20 protein-coding genes and 1 riboswitch are annotated in these 17814 nt (G+C 54.6%); of the genes, 13 read left to right on the top strand and 7 right to left on the bottom strand.

Features of this window, described 5'->3' with window-relative positions; translation table 11 throughout:
• Positions 1-3: 3 nt before the first annotated feature.
• The 9 genes from FJV47_RS13065 to FJV47_RS13025 all read left to right on the top strand — a co-directional run bounded on the left by FJV47_RS13065 (position 4) and on the right by FJV47_RS13025 (position 7448).
• Positions 4-417 carry a hypothetical protein gene (locus FJV47_RS13065; protein ID WP_159613723.1) on the top strand — a complete coding sequence of 138 codons (414 nt, stop codon included), beginning with the start codon at positions 4-6 and terminating at the stop codon, positions 415-417.
• Between the two features lie 982 nt (positions 418-1399).
• Positions 1400-1888, top strand: coding sequence for a hypothetical protein (locus tag FJV47_RS13060; RefSeq protein WP_159613721.1), 489 nt, complete (start codon positions 1400-1402; stop codon positions 1886-1888).
• Between the two features lie 3 nt (positions 1889-1891).
• Positions 1892-2302: a hypothetical protein gene (locus FJV47_RS13055; protein ID WP_159613719.1), complete on the top strand. Its 411-nt coding sequence runs from the start codon at positions 1892-1894 to the stop codon at positions 2300-2302.
• A 137-nt stretch (positions 2303-2439) separates the two neighbouring features.
• Entirely contained in the window at positions 2440-2631 is a 192-nt protein-coding gene (locus FJV47_RS13050; protein WP_159613717.1) for a hypothetical protein, read from the top strand.
• A 31-nt stretch (positions 2632-2662) separates the two neighbouring features.
• The gene (locus FJV47_RS13045) at positions 2663-3034 is read left to right on the top strand and encodes a hypothetical protein (RefSeq protein WP_159613715.1); all 372 of its coding nucleotides are present in this window, start codon (positions 2663-2665) and stop codon (positions 3032-3034) included.
• Positions 3035-3258: 224 nt separating this feature from the next.
• On the top strand, positions 3259-4419 hold the full coding sequence (locus FJV47_RS13040; protein ID WP_159613713.1) for a hypothetical protein: 1161 nt from the start codon (positions 3259-3261) through the stop codon (positions 4417-4419).
• Between the two features lie 522 nt (positions 4420-4941).
• On the top strand, positions 4942-5166 hold the full coding sequence (locus FJV47_RS13035) for a hypothetical protein (RefSeq protein ID WP_159613711.1): 225 nt from the start codon (positions 4942-4944) through the stop codon (positions 5164-5166).
• A gap of 783 nt (positions 5167-5949) precedes the next feature.
• A complete protein-coding gene (locus FJV47_RS13030) occupies positions 5950-6630 on the top strand; it encodes a DUF4956 domain-containing protein (RefSeq protein ID WP_159613709.1) in 681 nt (226 codons plus the stop codon).
• A complete protein-coding gene (locus FJV47_RS13025) occupies positions 6630-7448 on the top strand; it encodes a polyphosphate polymerase domain-containing protein (RefSeq protein WP_159613707.1) in 819 nt (272 codons plus the stop codon). The genes FJV47_RS13030 and FJV47_RS13025 overlap by 1 nt, the downstream gene beginning before the upstream one ends.
• A 16-nt stretch (positions 7449-7464) precedes the next feature.
• Here FJV47_RS13025 and FJV47_RS13020 read toward each other — a convergent pair whose 3' ends face one another.
• The 4 genes from FJV47_RS13020 to FJV47_RS13005 form a co-directional block, all read right to left on the bottom strand.
• Complete coding sequence (locus tag FJV47_RS13020) at positions 7465-8133, bottom strand: response regulator transcription factor (RefSeq protein ID WP_159613705.1); 669 nt, start codon at positions 8131-8133, stop codon at positions 7465-7467.
• Positions 8130-9578, bottom strand: coding sequence for a cell wall metabolism sensor histidine kinase WalK (locus FJV47_RS13015; protein WP_235026460.1), 1449 nt, complete (start codon positions 9576-9578; stop codon positions 8130-8132). Before FJV47_RS13015 ends, FJV47_RS13020 begins: the two co-directional genes overlap by 4 nt.
• Positions 9571-10008, bottom strand: a complete 438-nt coding sequence (locus FJV47_RS13010; protein WP_159613703.1) for a hypothetical protein — start codon at positions 10006-10008, stop codon at positions 9571-9573. The genes FJV47_RS13015 and FJV47_RS13010 overlap by 8 nt, the downstream gene beginning before the upstream one ends.
• A gap of 69 nt (positions 10009-10077) precedes the next feature.
• Positions 10078-10563, bottom strand: coding sequence for an Lrp/AsnC family transcriptional regulator (locus tag FJV47_RS13005; RefSeq protein WP_235026459.1), 486 nt, complete (start codon positions 10561-10563; stop codon positions 10078-10080).
• Positions 10564-10667: 104 nt separating this feature from the next.
• Here FJV47_RS13005 and kynU point away from each other — a divergent pair, with 104 nt between their 5' ends.
• Together kynU and FJV47_RS12995 are read left to right on the top strand one after the other, a co-directional pair.
• Entirely contained in the window at positions 10668-11948 is a 1281-nt protein-coding gene (gene kynU / locus FJV47_RS13000) for a kynureninase (RefSeq protein WP_159613701.1), read from the top strand.
• 124 nt (positions 11949-12072) lie between these two features.
• Positions 12073-13443, top strand: a complete 1371-nt coding sequence (locus FJV47_RS12995; RefSeq protein ID WP_159613699.1) for an amino acid permease — start codon at positions 12073-12075, stop codon at positions 13441-13443.
• Positions 13444-13460: 17 nt separating this feature from the next.
• Here FJV47_RS12995 and FJV47_RS12990 read toward each other — a convergent pair whose 3' ends face one another.
• Complete coding sequence (locus tag FJV47_RS12990) at positions 13461-13748, bottom strand: hypothetical protein (protein ID WP_159613697.1); 288 nt, start codon at positions 13746-13748, stop codon at positions 13461-13463.
• A gap of 20 nt (positions 13749-13768) precedes the next feature.
• Positions 13769-13911, bottom strand: a riboswitch (SAM riboswitch).
• Positions 13912-14091: 180 nt separating this feature from the next.
• Between FJV47_RS12990 and FJV47_RS12985 the strand changes: the two genes are divergently transcribed.
• Positions 14092-14715 carry a thymidine kinase gene (locus FJV47_RS12985; RefSeq protein WP_159613695.1) on the top strand — a complete coding sequence of 208 codons (624 nt, stop codon included), beginning with the start codon at positions 14092-14094 and terminating at the stop codon, positions 14713-14715.
• A gap of 141 nt (positions 14716-14856) precedes the next feature.
• Here the strand turns inward: FJV47_RS12985 and FJV47_RS12980 are convergent, their stop codons facing one another.
• Both FJV47_RS12980 and FJV47_RS12975 read right to left on the bottom strand, forming a co-directional pair.
• Positions 14857-15390 (bottom strand): TetR/AcrR family transcriptional regulator, encoded by a 534-nt coding sequence (locus FJV47_RS12980; protein ID WP_159613693.1) that lies wholly within the window; start codon positions 15388-15390, stop codon positions 14857-14859.
• 40 nt (positions 15391-15430) lie between these two features.
• Positions 15431-16168 (bottom strand): gamma-glutamyl-gamma-aminobutyrate hydrolase family protein, encoded by a 738-nt coding sequence (locus FJV47_RS12975; RefSeq protein WP_235026469.1) that lies wholly within the window; start codon positions 16166-16168, stop codon positions 15431-15433.
• Positions 16169-16554: 386 nt separating this feature from the next.
• On the opposite strand from FJV47_RS12975, the gene FJV47_RS12970 reads away from it, so the two are divergent.
• Complete coding sequence (locus FJV47_RS12970; protein WP_159613690.1) at positions 16555-17793, top strand: ammonium transporter; 1239 nt, start codon at positions 16555-16557, stop codon at positions 17791-17793.
• Positions 17794-17814 lie beyond the last annotated feature (21 nt).

Genomic DNA, 17814 nt, shown 5'->3' with positions numbered 1-17814 from the left:
CAAATGAGCGGTGAAGAGCCAGTAGCTGGCAAGCTAGATCTCCAACTGAATGGAGTGGAATCTGAAAAGAACGCAATACTGTGTGCTCGAATCGTATTGGTGTCTGCCGTTACCTGCTTGGTTCTGGGGGTCTTAGGCGTACTTGTTATACCGTTCGATACAGTAATCGAAAATGTAGGAAGGCGAGGCATGAGTATGGGCACTTATGCCTTTGCACTATTCCCTTTAGCAGCCTTTTCGATGTATTGGCAATTCAAGCGGGGCATTGCAGAGGTTAAGAAGAAAGATGATAGCCTCAAGACCTCTGTCGCCACATTTCGCGTAAATGCCATAGTGGCTGGCTTGGCCGGTGCATTTTTTGTAGCTGGGCAGATAGTCGGCCTGTATATCTTTGCAGACGCTGCAGGGATGCTCTGAGTCGACGAAGAATCCCAAATGGATTGCTGACCCCTTTTTGGAAGGGGCCTTTGAGAACGGTATCCGTGTACGCTCAGTCAGATTGTTATCTAGCGCTAAAGATCTGTTTGCTGCCACTGTCTGAAACTACTGGTTTATTGGGACTGGCATAGTCGTAATGCCAATACCTATGCGTTCGTCGGAGTCTCTTTTTGCATTCGTCGTTTCTGGCAATTGAGAAAAGGTAATTGGGATGTACGCCCTGCTCATGCCTCCGATCGTTGCGTTCTTATTTGCTAACTCTTACAAAAGGGGAAATGCAGAAAACAAAATGAAAGGCGATGAAATAGTGACGAGGAGAAGCACCAGATCGATTTTTTCGATACTGAACGCTCTCGCTGCGCTACTAATCGTTGCCATTCAGATCATGTTTTTGCATGGCTTTGCAGAGGCTGCAGGAACGGTCTGAGGCAGCCCAACCGGAGTGCTTGTTTCAGATGCTCTGTTGTGGGGCACTTGACCGGTTGCTGAACGCCAGGACTACATGGGTCGCGCTCGTGCTCTCTCCATCGTCGTGGTGGGAGCCTTTGTAGGCGTTCAGGCGTGTCTTACTCTCGAGTTCATGACTACAGGTGAGAGTCAAAGAGCATATCGAAGGCTGCGACTCGACCCCGTGCACAACGCGCCTCTAAACGGAATCCAAATCGGACGCAGACATGTATTCGGGAATCGTAGCTCCTCAACGCGATGAAAAATATAAAGACCATGTCTACCCAAGAGGTACAGAATAGATATCTGTCCTCAGGAGCCTGTGGCGGAAGCCAGAAGGAAATGAGCCTGACACTCTTCCGCAAAAGGGACACAGCTAAATACGCCGCCTCTACCTCGGTGAAAGTAGTAATGGAAACAAATCTAGACCACGCATTTAAGACTCTGATCAGGCTATTGGGCAGGCACGACCAATTTCTTTAGAGAGAATTGGACAGACATGTGGAAGACAAGTGTGGCTAATTCCCAGGTGGAGGGTGTGGGCAATCTGGGGTGGGCATACGCCACTGACGACAGGAGCCAACCGGGTAGCGGATTCACGTTTAGAGAAGGATTGGGGGCTTATGCCGGTGGCGCAGTTTCAGGTGGGCTCGGTGGTTTGGGGCCCCTTGCAAAGGTGGTACCTGAAGGATGGGGCGGAGCTTCAAAGCTCGCCCCTTACATGATAAGCATTGGTGGCGGTGAAGCTGGCCTATATACCGAAGCGGGTATTGCTGGTAAGGACGTTGCTTTCTGGGACCATGCGTGGACAGTGGGGGGAAGCGCCGTGATGACTCATTTCCCTGGCCCTAAAGTTGACGACCCTTCGCTTCCGGCCAATCAGCAACATATGTCACCATCAATGGTTGAATATGCAGGGTATGGCTACGCCGCGAAGATGGCGAGTGTCAATATTGATGGTGCTGAGTTTGTCACAAGCGAATTGACGGGGCAGGGAGACTGAATAGTGAACGAAGATACCCCACCAGTAAAGAAGAAGCTCCAACTGAATGGCCCGGAATCCGAAAGAAACGGTATTCTCGTTTCCAGAATCATGTTGGTGACTGCAATATTGTCTGCAGTCCTAGCAGTTGCTGGACTGGTAATTATTCCATTCGGTACTATGCTTGAAGATGTGGGGAGGCGAAATGCAAACCTAGGGACATATGCATTTGTTATTTTTCCGATTGGTGCTTTTATTCTCTTCCGTCAGGTTCGGAAGGGCGCAATAGAAAATCGAACCAAAGGTGATGACGCCAAGACTTCGATTGCAATGCTGAACACCGGTACGGTATTCACCTGCTTGATTGCAACAATGTTTATCTTGAGCCAATTAGCCTTCATGTATGGTTTTGCTGAAGCGGCAGGGCTTATTTAGTGAGTCTGGAGTTGCGGTCTTAGTTGATCCTACGATTCCCTTAGATGTCGATGAAGCTAGTTCGTTGCTCGGTGCTGGGTGCGAAGCTGGTGATCGCAACATCATGACAATTCACCGGGTTTGAGCATCAATGGGCCGTGGGCACTGGTGGATTGATGTCCCACTTCCCTGGGGCTAAGTTCAACGATGAAGCACGACCAAGTTTCGGGGCGTATCTTGGAAGCAGTGATGATGGCTTAATGGCCGGCACCAGCTTGGAGTCTCTTAAGTTCGCGGGCGAACAAGGCTATGAAACGGTGAAGGAAGATCACGCACAATATGACCAGTGACGACCAACCGACAGTTACTAATAATCTTCGTGTGAACAGCGATGAGGTTTACGCAAATGGGAAAAAATCCATAAAAATCGTATTGGTAGGCGGAATTGTAGCCTCGATCTTGGCCGTGGTCGGATTTATATTCATTCCTCTTGGAACAGTGGTTGAGGGAGCAGGAAGACACGGAAATGGCCTTGGAACGTATACGTTGCTGGGTATGCCGGCTCTAGCCTTTGTCCTTTGGAAACAACAAAAGAAAAGTTTAGTAGAAAATAGGTCAAAAAGCGACGATGTTTTGGCTTCGAAGAGCTCTGATATCTTCTTGTTGATCCTCTCAGCAGTTTTCTCCCTGGGTTTTGTCGTTGTCGAACTCATAATAATGCATGGGTTGGCATCTGCGGCGGGCATGCTCTAGCGTTTGTCGCCTCACTGAGCATTATTCGAAGGCCGTGTGCAAGGGGCTATGGCTGGGGCAGATCAAAATCGGATTCAATGACCCAAACCCGACCCTTGCGTCGATCCGCGTGTGAACTTCGCCGAGCATTGATTTGCGGGTATGCCAAACACCCGAATCACTGACGCTGATCGCCGACTGCTCGAAGACAGCAACAAGATCGCACCGCACAAGCTCGTGGGTTCTTGAGTACTGATGCTTTGGAACCGATTACGGGTGCTGGTTGGGCGTCTAATCCTTATTCGTATGCGGGTAATGATCCGGTGCATCAGATTGACCCGTTGGGGTTGCAGACCGTGAGCGCTGAGGAGCTCAAGTCCTACAACGATGCCCAGCAGAGCCAGAACATCTGGAATCAAGCGAAGTCATTTGGCCATTCTGCGTTGGAAGGAGCGAAGAGCACCTTATCTTCCATCCGGCATGGGCTGAAAACTGCTGGTAAATGGATTGGTGAGCACAAAGGTGTTATCGCTGGTGGTGCTATCGCTCTCGCTGGGGTCGCATTGATGTTCACTGGGGTTGGTGGGCCGGCTGGTCTTGCGCTCATGGCTGCTTCAGGCGGGATGATCAGTGGAGGCATGTCGATGGCTAATCAGGAGCTTTCAACGGGCAAAATCGACTGGTCTACAGTAGCAAAAGACGCCGGCGTCGGAGCTCTTTCTGGTGCACTAGGTGGTGGATCTGGTGCATTTATCGCTATGAAAACTGCTGGGAAGACGTTGAGTCTTGGTTCGAGAGCTGCAATCGGGGCTGGTAGTGGCGCTGTCGAGGGGGCTGCGACCAGTAGCGTGGAGCGACTTATCAAGAACGACGGAAAGATCGAGACCAGCGAACTTGGAGCGGCAACCTTGGCTGGCGCTCTGCCCGGTGGGGTCACAGCGTACAAGCCTAAATGGCTCAGCTGGGATACCATGAAAACGTTCAAGTACGGGTTCTACCGATCGGGATATAATCACAAGCCGGAAATTCTCAACCGAGTCGGAAACGACAACCGGCCATTCGGCGAATTCTGGTCACATGATGTACCGCAAAATCTCGCGCAGGTGCGCAACGATAAAGCTTTGCCGTTGCACTGGCAGTCAAAAAATCATGAGGAAGGCTACAATCCAAATTACGGGCCGACTTCGTACACTACGAGATACCAGGCGGAGTTTAAGGAATATACAGAAAGGTATTCAGGTATCGTAGCGCCGCAACGCGACGGAAAATACCAAGACAAAATTTACCCTGGTGGAACGGAGCAGATGTATATCCCTAAGTATCAATGGGAAATCCCGCTAGAAGGTGAGACTAGAACCTTGCCTCAAAAGGGAACAATAATAAATTCATCCCCACTACCGCAATGAGAATTCAGATGGAAACTGAGCTAGACAACGCATTCAGGACTCTTGTCGAACTCTTGAAAGAGATTGATGAATGCAATTTTTCACGCGCAATAGATGACGTCTATCGGAAACTGCTGTCTAATCCATCCAAAGAGCAGACTGCTAAGCTTCGTACCGAATTGAGGAGCTTGCTTGCTAGCCGCCCAGGTGGAATCGTGGAAATGTACTTTCCGGAAAATGCTAAGAAATCTCGAGAATTAACTAATGCGACGAATGTAGTCAGGTCGTTTGCAAGTCGAAGGCTGATGGAATTTATCATTCCCCCATCCAAAATTTAAGACGGAAAGAAATGCAGTCATCAGACTTGAAACTTCTTGATCATTTTCAGGTCCCCCGGCGTTGAGAGTGAGACCAGTCTCTGAAGTGACACTCTCACGCAACCTGCAAAGGAATGAGGAAACAGTAGGCTACGTCGCCGCTGAGTTCGTCCAGTAAACGGTGGACCGGTTATTTTCACGCACCACCAGCAGCATTGATGGAACAGTGGAAACCGTTACCTATGCTTATGGCGGTGCTGGCCGGCGTATAAGTGAGCGTTCTGATACGACGGGGTGCGACTTTGAGTGGGCCGTCACCGGCCGGCTGAACGGCATCACCACCACGGCCTTGGATCCTGCCGCCGGTGCACCCGTTCGTGAACCTGTGACGCAGGAGATGTGGGTTGATTCGCTGGGCGACCTCGCAGGGATTGATGGCACTGATTTGTAGTGGGACGCCACCGCTGCGACCCCAGATTTAGCCGCTACGTATGAATGAAAAGACGCGGTCGATGCGAAACTGATTTCGTGGGCCTTGCGCATGACGGCCTTGCTGTATGTCTGGTGGCTGAGCGTGTAGAAAGCAAAAGGTTTCACTATCTCTTTTATTATCTTTGCCTTGATGTTTGTATGAGTTGGTTTGATCGTAAGCGGTCCGCGGCTAAATACGAGGCATTGCCAAGACTGGAAGCGCGAGGTCGTTTCTGCTGCAACTGTTTCGGGTGGGATGGGGCTTCGTGGAGGTGCTGCCGCGCCGCTTGTTGTCGTTCATACGAAGAATCGCGGAAGGATCAACGTTAGCGGTAAGACTGCAAATCCGGATAATAAAGACCAAGTTGCGGATTCCTTCGAGCCTGGACGCTAATAGATCTCGAACTCGGTTGGTACACGCGGAATTTCTTGATGAAGGTCCTGCAACTTCCGCCGAGCGTTCACAGGAATACCATCGAGTAAACTGACCTGCTCGGAACGAATTGGCGAGCCACTAGCAACGCCGACGCGTGCCTGATCTCCTGCTGCTGGAGCTTGGCCCAGACTCCCTCCCGGCTTCCACAATGCCTCGCAGGCGATCAGAAACCAGTCTGAAAATTTAGTCTGATTTCCAAAAACCTCAAGTCAAGTGCTTCATCGAAATATGAAGGCATTCTCATCTAGTTCTACTTTTGTCTTCATCCTGTTCTCCTAAAGTTCATTTAGAAGTGATCATCGCTTCATACTTTTGAAAGGGATAAGAATGTTGTCTTTCTGGACAGGACTAGCCTCAAATGTCATCGGCATTACCGTGTTGGTGTACTTCGTATACTTCCGTCGACACTTCCGCCGTGACCTCGTACTTGCATACATCGCCTTGAGCATGGGCATCTTCGCGGTCACCTTGCTGCTCTCCGGCAGCGGAGCCGGCATGGGGTTGGGTCTTGGCCTCTTCGGCATCCTTTCAATCATCCGCCTTCGCTCAGACACGCTGACTCAGGAAGAAGTCGCCTATTATTTCATTTCCCTGGCCATTGGTTTGGTCAACGGCCTGCACCCGGACCCGGCATGGTTGGCCCCGTCCGCTACCGCAGCCCTGGTGCTGGTCATGTTCCTGGCGGACCACCCAAGTTTCGCCCCACGGACCGAACGCCAGACAGTCACCTTGGAGAAGTCCTACGCCAAGAAGGCTGAGCTCCAGACGGCTTTAGAAGAGCTGCTTGATGCCAAGGTCCTGCGCACCGTGGTTGTTGAGCTGGATATGGTTCGAGATCTAACCATCGTTGATGTTCGATTCCGCACCAATGCCGCTTCGTCCACTAGCTCGGATAGCAACCACGCTAAGGCGCAGAACTATGCAGGTACTTACGAACTGGCTAAGGGACAGAGCGCTGCCCAGAATTCCTCAGTGCAGAATAGAGCCAAGCAGGAGACGTGGTCCTAATGACTGCCGTGGATAGCCGTATTCAAACTGACCGGGCGATAAAGGCTCGTGAGGCGTTGGAAGAAGCAGTTGCCTGCCGAGAACCGATCAGCTTGGAAGAAGTGGTGTCTGAAGCCGCGCTACAAACGCGTGTTGATAAGAAATTCTTGCTCACTCCACAACAGTTCACTGCATTGTCGGAACGCCTCGGCGAGAAGTTCAAGATCATGCAGATCGAGGGTCTTCGCACTTTCCGCTATGAATCTGTGTACTTCGATACCGAAGACTTTGACCAGTATCGGGCGCACCGGCAAGGCCGACGCAGACGCTACAAGGTCCGCTCCAGAACTTACGCGGATACTGGACTGTCCATGTTCGAGATTAAGACCAAGGGTCTGCGCGGGGCAACCGTGAAACACCGGATCCAGCAAGACCTGGATGCCGCAGGCGAGCTGACTGAAGAGAACCTACAGTTTCTGGAATCCGTGTTAGACAGTGAGTACGGTCAGGAAGTCCCAGAGCTGCAACCTGTGCTGGACAGTTCCTATACACGTGCAACTTTCGTGAACCCCATCGATTCCGAACGCCTGACCTGCGACGTCGAACTGGAATACGCCAACTCAAAGACTCACCTCAACGGGCCAGACTTGATTGTTGTTGAGACGAAGTCTGCCGATGGCCGCGGAGCCTCGGACCGGGCGCTGGCGGAGCTGGGAATCAGGGAAGTGTCCATGTCCAAGTACTGCATCGGAGTGGCTCTGCTCAATCCGCATCTGCCGGCAAACCGCTGGAGCCGGCTGCTGCAACAGAACTTTGTCCCGGATCCCACCTTGCGCTAAGCCTCGCGAAGGCTAGTTATTTTGCGGCTGCCAGCCGGTAGCCGAAGCCGCGGACAGTCTCGAAGCGTGCAGAGCCGAGCTTATTGCGAAGGTAGCGTACATACACGTCAACCACGTTAGAACCAGGATCAAAATCGTAGCCCCACACCCGCGAAAGCAGCTGCTCCCGGCTGAGTACCTGGCCGGGGTTGCGCAAAAAGGCTTCGGCCAGGGCGAATTCGCGGGCTGAAAGATCCACTTCGGTTGAATCCACGGTGACCCTCCGGCGCAGCAGATCCATGTGCAGATTTTCGTGGGTCAAGGAAGAAACCTCAGGGGCGTTGTCTTCGGTCCGCAAGCGCAGCCGCACTCGGGCGAGCAGCTCATCAAAGTGGAATGGCTTGGCCATGTAGTCATCCGCGCCGTTTTGCAGCCCGGCGACAGTGTCTTCAACACTTCCGCGAGCGGTCAGGATGATGACCGGAGTGGTGATCTGTGCTGCCCGCAATCGGCGCAGAACGGAGAACCCGTCTTCATCCGGCAAGCCTAAATCCAGGATGATCAATTCATGCTCGCCGTCGAGTGCCTGGGTGAATCCGTCGTGGCCCGTCTCTGCAATGGAGGAAGTCAGCCCGGCAGCCCGCAGCCCTTTGGCGACAAACGAGCTGATGCGGGGTTCATCTTCGACGATCAATATTTGGCTCATGCTTCCTTGCTTCCAGTCGACAGCGGCAAATCAATATAGAACGTGGAACCCTTGCTTGGCTTCGAGTTTACCCAGACGCGGCCACCGTGGGTTTCGGCGATGGCTTGCACAATATTCAATCCCAACCCGGAGCCCGACGAGCGTGCAGAGTTCTGCCCGCGTCCAAAGCGTTCAAAGATGCGTTCCAGGTCCTCTGATTGGATGCCACTGCCGGCATCGGAGACCCACCAGCGCAGGGTGGTCTCTCCATGTCCAGTGCGTAGGATCTCGTTGCCCAATGCGATGCGGCTATCATCCTCGGAGAATTTCACGGCATTGGCGCAGAGCTGCAGCATGGCCTGGGTCAGGCGTATCGGGTCCAGTTTGACGGTAGCCTCGGTGCGGTAATCGATGCGCCATTGGCGCTGGCCGAGGCCGCGGGCCTTGTCCAAGATGTCATCAAGCAGCTTGCCCACCTGGACCGGCTCAATCTGCAGGAAGTCCGTGCGGTTGGACTTGGCGAGCGTCACTAGGTCATTGATCAGCAGGGACATGCGGCCCAGCTCGTCCATGGCAATATCGCGGCTCTGCTTCACATCCTGCGGATCATCAGGATCCATCAATTCCAGGTGGCCGTTGATGATGGTCACCGGTGTGCGCAGTTCATGACCCACATCGTCCAGCAGCTGGCGTTGGGCTTTGAGTGCGCCGTCAATACGGTCCAGCATTTCATTGACTGTGACAGTTAGGTCCGCAAATTCGTCGTTGCCGGAGACTTCAATGCGTTGGGAGACGTCGGTTTCAGAGATCTGCTGTGCGGTGGTCTGCAGTTTGCGAATGGGTTCAAGCATTCGCCCCACCACAAGCCAAGCCGCTAGAGCTGAGAGCACCATGACTAACGCGCCTACGGCGCTGTAGATCATGAAGTTCCGGTCATTGGCGATGGCCTCGGCTGAGTAGTCATAGGCCAAGACGAAGGAGCCGCGCTCATGATCGGCCGGAAGGCTCACTGGAACGACAACGGCCCGATAGGTAGCGATATCCGTTTTTACGGTGCCCAGCCGAATGTGGTTGCTGTCTTGGACTTGGAAGGCCCAGTCGATGAATTCGGGATCGTCTTCTAGTCGGGTGCCCACGATATCCGGCGCAGTCCAACGGACCTCCTTGCCAACAAGGGAGACCATTCCCTGTTTGGGTGAGGGTAAGGTGCGCTGCATAGCGATGTAGAGCAGGTCTTCAGCGTGCTCGAACCTTTTCATTGTTCGCGGGTCGACACCCGTTTCGGTCAGTACGCCGAATTCCTTAACGGAACGGGAGAGGGATTCATCAAGACGTTCATTGAGCTCGTGGCGTTGCACAGCGAAGCTGGCGGCACCCGCGGCCACTAGGGCTAGGCCAACTAGAAGCAACATGCCGGTGAGCACGCGAGCGCGGATGGACCATCGGCGTTCGGGTGCTTTAGTCATCGTCATCTAGCTCGTCATCGTCGTCATCAGACTCGTAATCGTCATCATCATCGTCGTCATCGTAGTTTTGGTTCCCTGACGGTGGCAATGGGGTGACGGTTTTCTTAGGCGGAACCGGAGCCGTGGGTTTTGGTTTGGGCTTGACCGTCGGCGTGGGCTTAGGCGTGGGTTTCTTCGTAGAGCTACTCGGCTTGGGGGTGGGGGATGGCGTGGGCTTTGCGGTCTTGGATGCGGAGGGGCTTGGCGATGGGGTTGGGCCATTAGGTACTCCGCTGGTCGGTGAGGGGGACTCTTCTTCGAAGATGAATCCTTCACCTAGATCTTGATCCGAGGGGCCGCCCAAGGCGCGGCTGATCCCGAAGGCTCCCAAGCAGATGATCGCCACGACGGCGATGGAAGCCACGATGCGGCGCAACGTTTCCTTTCCCATGCCACCCATTGTTCCGGATGCAAATGAGATCTAGATGAGAGATGCCACTAGATGACGGGGCAGGCAGACCTAGCGCAGGTGCTCAAAGATAATCACTGTTTGGGTTGAAGAAAACGCACGGTTGGATCCGAGATGAGCCGCAACAAAGGTGCGCAGATCATCGATGCTCCGGGTAGCTACCCGGACTAATAGATCAGGCGATCCACCGAGCACGAAGACCTCTTTGACCTCGGGCAACTGCTGCAGGGACTTCGCCGAGGAAAGCAGCCGGTCCCGGGCCGAGGGGGAGACGAGCACGGAAATCATCGCGTTGACCGTGACGCCAAGCAGTTTTTCATTGATCGCCGCGTGGTAACCGGTGATGATTCCGGCGGTGGATAGTGCCTTGACCCGGCCGAGGCACGTCGAAGGGGCTATGCCCACCGTGGCAGCGAGAAGGTTATTGGGAATCCGGGCGTCTTTGCTCAGTTCCGAGAGGATCGCCAGATCGGTCGCGTCAACGCGAACAGGATTCGGAACGGCATCGCCTTGCACTTCCCAGAGAGAATTTTCCACGGATATCTCATTTCATTCTTTATGAAAGTTCTGAATCAGTCGCGTGATCTTGTGTTTGATTCTACGATAACTACAGCGTGGAGAACTGAAATCCTAGGAGAAAAATGTCTACCGAGTTGACGCGTCAAGCCTTGTCCCAGCTGGATGCAGCGGATCCCTTGACGGCTTTCGCTGACCGTTTCATCCTGCCGGAGGACACCATTTACCTTGATGGAAACTCTCTGGGAGCTCTGCCCAAGGGCGCTGCCGAAAGGGCAGCTCAGGTGGTGAGTGAAGAATGGGGGCAGGGCCTGATCCGCTCATGGAACACAGCCGGCTGGTTCGACCTGCCACTGAAGCTGGGGGACAAGCTGGGAAGCTTGCTCGGCGGAAAACCCAATGAAACGGCCATCACCGACACCACCACGCTGAACCTATTCAAGGCATTGGCCTCGGCACTGCGCACGCAAAAAGCCGATGCGCCACAGCGCCGGGTGATCCTGACCGAACGCGATAATTTCCCCACCGACATCTACATTGCCGAAGGCTTGGCAGACCTGGTCAACTCGCTGTCTCAGGAGACCGGCGTTGCGTACGAGGTGAAGCTCATCGATGACGAGGATTCATTGCGCGAGTCCTTGAATGACAGTGTTGCCGTCGTGGCGCTGTCGCACGTGAATTACCGGATCGGTGCCATGTGGAACATGGATGAGATTACCGCTGCGATCCACGCTTCAGGCGCGCTGGTGATCTGGGATCTGGCCCATGCTGCAGGGGCTATGCCGGTGGATCTAAATGCTGCGGATGCCGACTATGCAGTGGGCTGCACATATAAGTACCTCAACGGCGGACCAGGCTCGCCGGCCTTCATCTGGGTCAACGCCCGCCACCACGAACGTTTCTGGCAACCGCTGTCTGGATGGTGGTCCCACACCAAGCCCTTCGAAATGTCACAAAGTTACACCCCAGCCAATGACATCCGCCGATTCATGTGTGGCACCCAGCCCATGACCTCACTGGCCATGGTCGAGGTAGGACTCGACATCGCCTTGGAAGCAGATATGACCCAGGTGCGCGCCAAGTCCCTTGAGCTAGTAGATCTCTTCATTGAACTGGTTGAGACGCGTTGCGCTGGTTATGGGCTGGAACTGGTGACCCCACGCGAGCATGTTGCGCGAGGCAGCCACGTCAGCTTCCGCCATGAGCATGGCTACGAGATCATCGCCGCGCTGATCGACCAAGGGGTCATCGGCGATTACCGGGAACCTGAAGTCCTGCGCTTCGGCATCACCCCGCTGTACCTGTCGCGCACTGATATCTGGGATGCCGTGGAGAAACTGCGTGAAATTCTGCACACCAACGCATGGCAGCGCGAAGAGTACGCCGTACGAAATGCCGTGACCTAAGCGGAAAACCAGCGGCGATCCCAATAATCAGCTCCATCGCTAGCCAGTTACGGCCAGAGTAGGGTTATACGCAGCGTGGCATACTCTGATGCCGTGCCGTTGTAGGCGATTGAGGGGAATATAGTTGGGCAAGCAGCCGGTACGCGCCACTGATGTCGGGTCGGGCCTGAAAAAGTCACTAACCCCGGCGCAGATGTCCATGATCGCTCTGGGCAGTGCCATTGGCACCGGGCTTTTCGCCGGCAGCAAGCTGGCCATCATGATGGCTGGACCCTCGGTGATCCTCAGCTACGTGATCGGCGGGGTGGTGGCTCTGCTGGTGATGGGCGCGCTCGCCGAAATGACCGTGAAGCAGCCGGTGGCAGGGTCCTTCGGCGTCTATGCTGAACGCTATCTTGGCCGTTTCGCCGGATACCTGACCAAATACCTATATTGGTCCGCATTGATCTTTGCGGTGGGCACCGAGGTCAGCGCTGTTGGCGAGTATATGCAGTACTGGTTCCCGCAGATCCCTGGATTATTGTGGGTGGCCATTTTCTCTGTCATTCTCTTGGCAGTGAACTTCTCCAGCGTGAAGATCTTCGGAACCACTGAATACTGGTTCTCGGCTATCAAGGTTTTTGCTGTTCTTGCTTTCATCATCATTGCCCTGTGGCTGGTCTTCCATAATTCCCAGGACCAGTTTGGCGTGCACAACTACAGTGCCGAAGGCGGGTTCTTCGCCAATGGATTACTCGGCACATGGAGTGCGGTCATCGTTGCGATTTTCTCGTATATGGGAATCGAGGCCATCTCGATTGCTGCAGCGGAAGCGCATAATCCGAAGGTCGCGGTGCGCAAGTCCTTCAAGGTGTCCTTCCTTCGACTCTTACTGTTCTACGTATTCACCATGGCGCTGATCCTGGCGGTGGCACCCACTAGCGAATTGATTGCCGGTGGCTCGCCTTTTGTCACCGTGATGTCGCAGGTGGGTATTCCTTTTGCTGATTCGGTGTTGAATTTTGTGCTGATTGTTGCCGCGCTCTCGGCGATGAACGCCCAGCTGTATGCGGCGACCCGCATGCTGCATTCGCTGGCTGATTCCGGTCATGCGCCACGCATGGCGTATCGGACCAATCGTGCCGGCGCACCGGTTCATGCGGTCTGGATGTCCGCCGGTGGCATTGCCGTGGCCGCGGTGGTGTACGCGCTGGTCCCGGACGGTGGCTTTGGCATCATGCTGTCATTGGCCACCTTTGGGGCGTTGGCTACTTGGTTCATGATTCTGATAACCCATGTGTCCTTCCGACGCAGGGTTAAACAAGAAGACGAAACCCTAGAATTCAAATTATTCGGATACCCGGCCGCCTCCATCTTTGGCGCTCTTCTGCTGGCCGCTCTGCTGGTGACCTCGTTCTTTGTTCCGCAGTTCAAGTACACCCTGATCTTCGGCGTTCCATTTGTGATCGTCATGTCGATCATCTACCGGCTAGTTTTTGCCAAGAAAAGTCAGTAACCGCGCGGCTGAATGACTTAAGGGTTTCGTAGTCGGAAAAAGGACGTACCGACGATTTGATGGGCACCAGGAATTAGCAAGATCTTGAGCTTTGCGTTGAACTCTACGACTTGACCGGGGAAGTGATCCAGCGCTTTCGCCAAAAACTCTGGCTCTTCTGCCTCCAAGATCCACTGCTGATCATCAGCGGTAATTGCCAATGTTTTGGTGGAGTGGTCCAACCAGAATTGCGCGCTAATCCAGTCAGAAGCGAAGCGGGAAGAATTTTGGGGGCGGGTTAGGGTTCCTTGAATAGAACGGTGCATTGCAGCCGAGACCTTTTCACTTGTTGTTCTTGCCGTGGCGCTTTTGCGCTGGGCCGCTTCTTCATCCGAACCACCCGCCGTACAACTGTGGGGTTGGTGTCTGATCAGTCGGAGCTTTGCGAAAACCACCGGCAGGTGGCTTCAGCGATCAGAACTCGTGAAGCTGATTCCATGCTACAAAAGTCACCAATCTAGGCACAAGGTTTTTGTTGAGGGTCGCAACGTGAGTTCATCATTACTTAGTGTTGCTCGGCGTTGGTTCGCCGACGAGAAACTGGACCGGCACTAAGATCGTAGGGGTGCCATCTAGTTTGCTGACACAACCAATCTTCAAGGAGCGATAGTGGCCAAGTTGTATTTCCGCTACGGAGCAATGAATTCTGGCAAGTCCACGAGTTTGCTTCAGGCTGCTTTCAACTACGAAGAACGCGGCCAGCGAATCCTGCTGGCCAAGCCAGGTATCGATACCAAGGGCGACAACTCGATTGTTTCGCGGCTGGGCATCAAGCGCATCACCGATTTCACCATCGGTCCTGAGGATCATGTCCGGGAGCAATTCGCGGCCCAGAGTTCGGGAGATGACCCGAACGCGTTGGTGACACATGTTGATGCTCCGCCGGTGGCCTGCCTGTTGGTGGATGAAGCGCAATTCCTCACCCGTGACCAAGTGGATGATCTGTTGCGTATTGCTGTGCTGGATGACGTACCGGTATTGGCCTATGGCATCCGCACCGATTTCCGTACCCATGCCTTCCCGGGTTCAGCCCGACTGATGGAGCTCGCCCATTCTTTGGAAGAGCTGAAGACCATTTGCCGCTGCGGCCGCAAGGCTATGTTTAACACCCGTCGTGTTGGCGAAACTGTGGTCTTTGACGGCGACCAAGTCGCCATAGACGGGGAGGACGTTTGGTATGAGTCGTTGTGCGCTACGTGCTACCTCGAGGCTTCCGGTGGGAAACTGAGCTAGGTCTCAATCGAGTGAACGTTAGTTAAAGTGAAGAAGCTCCCTTGTGCCGCAGCAGTCGCCGGGAGCCCAGAACCTTGACGGGCCTAAGCCGGTACCAGTTCAGTTTCTTCAAGAACCAGTATAGGGCTCTTGCCCGAGCTGTCAGCTAACCAGCCCGGCCACAGCTCGTTGCAGGCCCCAGTCGAAGCCATCAGCCAGAGGCGCATCAACATCCAACTGCACAAGGTTCTGGCGGAAGGCGATAGAGCCGAGGATGTGGTTGAGCAGCAGTTGTTGTCCGTGGCGGGCGTTCTCGGAAGACAGCCCCGAAGCTTCCAAGAGCTCACGCAATTGCAGAACTGGGGCCAGCTCGGTGGCTTGCATAGCGGTGGCCACTTCAATGACTTCAGGACTGTCTTGGATCGGCAGCAACGCTAAATACAGCCGGCGGCACAGCTGGAGAATGGCGTCGGCAGGAGTTTTGAAGTCCTCAACATCCACCGAGAGCTGCGGGGTATTAAGCAGCTTGGCTGCGACCTGGGCCAGCAGCTCCTGCTTGTTCTTCACGTGCCAGTAGAGAGCACCAACTTGGACATCCAGCTCTTTGGCCAGGCGACGCATGGACAAGTCAGCCAACCCGAACTGTTGCAGGATGTCGACCGCGGTATCCACGACCGTTAACTGAGTCAATGCCATAAGACCAAGTCTAGCGTCAGTGACTCTAGCTCTCCTGTTGCTAACCGTTGACGAGTTCCGGGGCTACTCCCGATAGGTTTTCGCACTGTGTTGCTAGACGCTCGATCAACACCCTTAGCTGGGTTGCAGCAGTTTGCGGGTGCTCCGGGTGCCACTGCACGGCGGTCACTGGTGCCGTTTCGTGAATGACGGCTTCAATGATGTCATCGGTGGACATCGCCGCAATCTGCAGTCCGTGGCCCAACTCGAGGATTGCCTGGTGATGGGTGCACTTGTGGCTGTCGTTCGCAGACAGGGCCTCTGCAAGTTCAGGGATGATCGAGTCGAAACGGGTATCAACAAATGGATCGCTGCCGGTGCTGCGGTGCGCGTCGGCGTTCTCCAGATGCTGGATCAAGCTTCCGCCCAAGGCCACGTTGAGCAGCTGCAAGCCGCGGCAGATGCCCAACAAGGGTGTCTTGGTGGTGATGGCATGCTGAATGGCCGCGATCTGGTTCCGATCCGAGGCCACCTCGTGAGAGCCACCGCCGGGGTAGGACGACGTGCCTCCGTAAAGGGACGGCTCGACATCTTCGCCGCCCATGATGATCACCGCGTCCGAAGCATCAACAATCTGCAGCATCTGCTCAACGCTCAGATCATTGCAGGGAACTAATGACGCGTTGTGCCCGGCATCAATGATCTGGCCGATGGTGTTTTCGTTGAGCTCATCAAGTTCCAGCTGGAATTGCGGGTTGTGCTCACGGGACTCGCGAATGTGCAGGACCGAGAAATTCATAGGTGCCAAGACCAGCTCCAACTAATGCGTTTCGGGCCGATAAAACTGGCCCATGAAGGTTGATGCATCCCACGCTACAAGTAAGGGATTTCCTAACGGAATCGCAGATGTTTCCTGCGCATTTCCACAAGTTCATCTATAGCGACAGACTAATAAAGCCATGTCGACCCCTAATAATTGCCTTCTAGAATACCGTCTGACAAGGCGCTCCCCAAGAAAAAGTCTGAAGATGACCGTCCTTTTACAGACAATTCACACAGCCGATATTTGGCCGGTGAAATGAAACATTGTGTTCCTTGTTGGAAACGGATTCGAAAGCCCCATGGAATCTCGCCTCGATAGTTTGAAACCACTCGCACAAACAAACTTCGAAAGGGGCGCCCATCATGGAAGCCGCTGACATGGCATGGCTCCTGGCGGCATTCGCCATGGTCCTGCTGATGTTCCCAGGACTGGCAATGCTCTACGGTGGCATGCTCAACGGACGTAACGTCCTGAACATGATGCTGATGGTGCTCAGCGCATTGGCGGTGACCGGCGTTGTCTACGTGGTCATCGGCCACGGACTGGTTCTAGGTGACTCCGTAGGGGGCGCCGGAATTATCGGCAACCCCTTCGAGTACACCTTCTTCTCTGACTTCATGAGCGACGATGAGGCCGGTGGCACCTTCTGGGGCGCCTTCTACATTCTCTTCGCTGCCATTTCCGTAGCACTCGTCGCTTCCGGTGCGGCCGGACGCATGAAGTTCGGTGCCTGGCTGGTCTTCGTGGCCCTATGGATCATCCTGGTCTACAGTCCTTTGGGTCACTGGGTCTTTGCCCTTGACAATCCGGAAGCTGGAACCATTGGCGGGTGGATGCGCAACCAGTTAGGCTTCCACGACTTTGCCGGTGGCACCGCGGTGCACATGAACGCCGGTGCTGCAGGTCTGGCTCTGGCCGTGGTTCTGGGTAAGCGCAAGATGAGCCCGGGCCGTCCACATAACTTGCCGCTTATGATGATCGGCGTGGGTCTGCTCGCTACTGGTTGGATGGGCTTCAACGGCGGTACCGCCGGCGGAGCGAACTTCATGGCCCAGTACGTCATTCTCACCACTTTGCTAGCCCTGTGTGGTGGCATGCTGGGGTTCATCACGATCGAACGTGTTCGTGATGGGCATGCCACCATGCTGGGTTTGGGTACCGGCGCCATTGCAGGCATGGTCGGTATCACCCCAGTCGCTGACGTAGTGGGTCCCATCGGCGCCATCATGGTGGGTTTCCTTTCCGCAGCGGCTGCCGCGTGGGCCATCACCTGGAAGCGCCGTCACCAGATTGATGACTCGTTGGATGTCTTCGCAGTGCACGGCATCGCTGGTATCACCGGCTCACTGTTCGCAACGTTCTTCGCGAACCCGAAAGCGCCTGGGGAAATGGCTGGCATTTTCTTTGGCGGACACTTCGCCGAGTTGGGGCACGAGCTGATCGCGATTGCTGCCACCTTGATTTACAGCTTCTGTATGACTTTCGCTATCGCCTGGGTGATGAACAAGATCTCCCCGATTCGTGTCAGCGAGGCCGAAGAAGAAGCCGGGTTGGACAATTCCATTCACGCTGAATCCGCCTACGACAGCCGCCAGCTTTAGAAGCCCGGACAGAAAGGCTCT

The sequence above is a fragment of the Glutamicibacter sp. JC586 genome (genome assembly GCF_009805585.1).
Classification (GTDB): Bacteria; Actinomycetota; Actinomycetes; order Actinomycetales; family Micrococcaceae; genus Glutamicibacter.
Note: the sequence above shows the minus strand (reverse complement) of the source record. Positions and strands in the feature narration are given on the sequence as shown.

Bases quoted from the DNA above. Each gene is read 5' to 3' on its own strand.
- FJV47_RS13065 (WP_159613723.1), top strand. From the start codon at position 4: ATGAGCGGTGAAGAGCCAGTAGCTGGCAAGCTAGATCTCCAACTGAAT.
- FJV47_RS13030 (WP_159613709.1), top strand. From the start codon at position 5,950: ATGTTGTCTTTCTGGACAGGACTAGCCTCAAATGTCATCGGCATTACC.
- FJV47_RS13025 (WP_159613707.1), top strand. From the start codon at position 6,630: ATGACTGCCGTGGATAGCCGTATTCAAACTGACCGGGCGATAAAGGCT.
- FJV47_RS13020 (WP_159613705.1), bottom strand. From the start codon at position 8,133: ATGAGCCAAATATTGATCGTCGAAGATGAACCCCGCATCAGCTCGTTT.
- FJV47_RS13015 (WP_235026460.1), bottom strand. From the start codon at position 9,578: ATGACTAAAGCACCCGAACGCCGATGGTCCATCCGCGCTCGCGTGCTC.
- FJV47_RS13010 (WP_159613703.1), bottom strand. From the start codon at position 10,008: ATGGGAAAGGAAACGTTGCGCCGCATCGTGGCTTCCATCGCCGTCGTG.
- kynU (WP_159613701.1), top strand. From the start codon at position 10,668: ATGTCTACCGAGTTGACGCGTCAAGCCTTGTCCCAGCTGGATGCAGCG.
- FJV47_RS12990 (WP_159613697.1), bottom strand. From the start codon at position 13,748: ATGCACCGTTCTATTCAAGGAACCCTAACCCGCCCCCAAAATTCTTCC.
- FJV47_RS12980 (WP_159613693.1), bottom strand. From the start codon at position 15,390: ATGGCATTGACTCAGTTAACGGTCGTGGATACCGCGGTCGACATCCTG.
- FJV47_RS12975 (WP_235026469.1), bottom strand. From the start codon at position 16,168: ATGAATTTCTCGGTCCTGCACATTCGCGAGTCCCGTGAGCACAACCCG.
- FJV47_RS12970 (WP_159613690.1), top strand. From the start codon at position 16,555: ATGGAAGCCGCTGACATGGCATGGCTCCTGGCGGCATTCGCCATGGTC.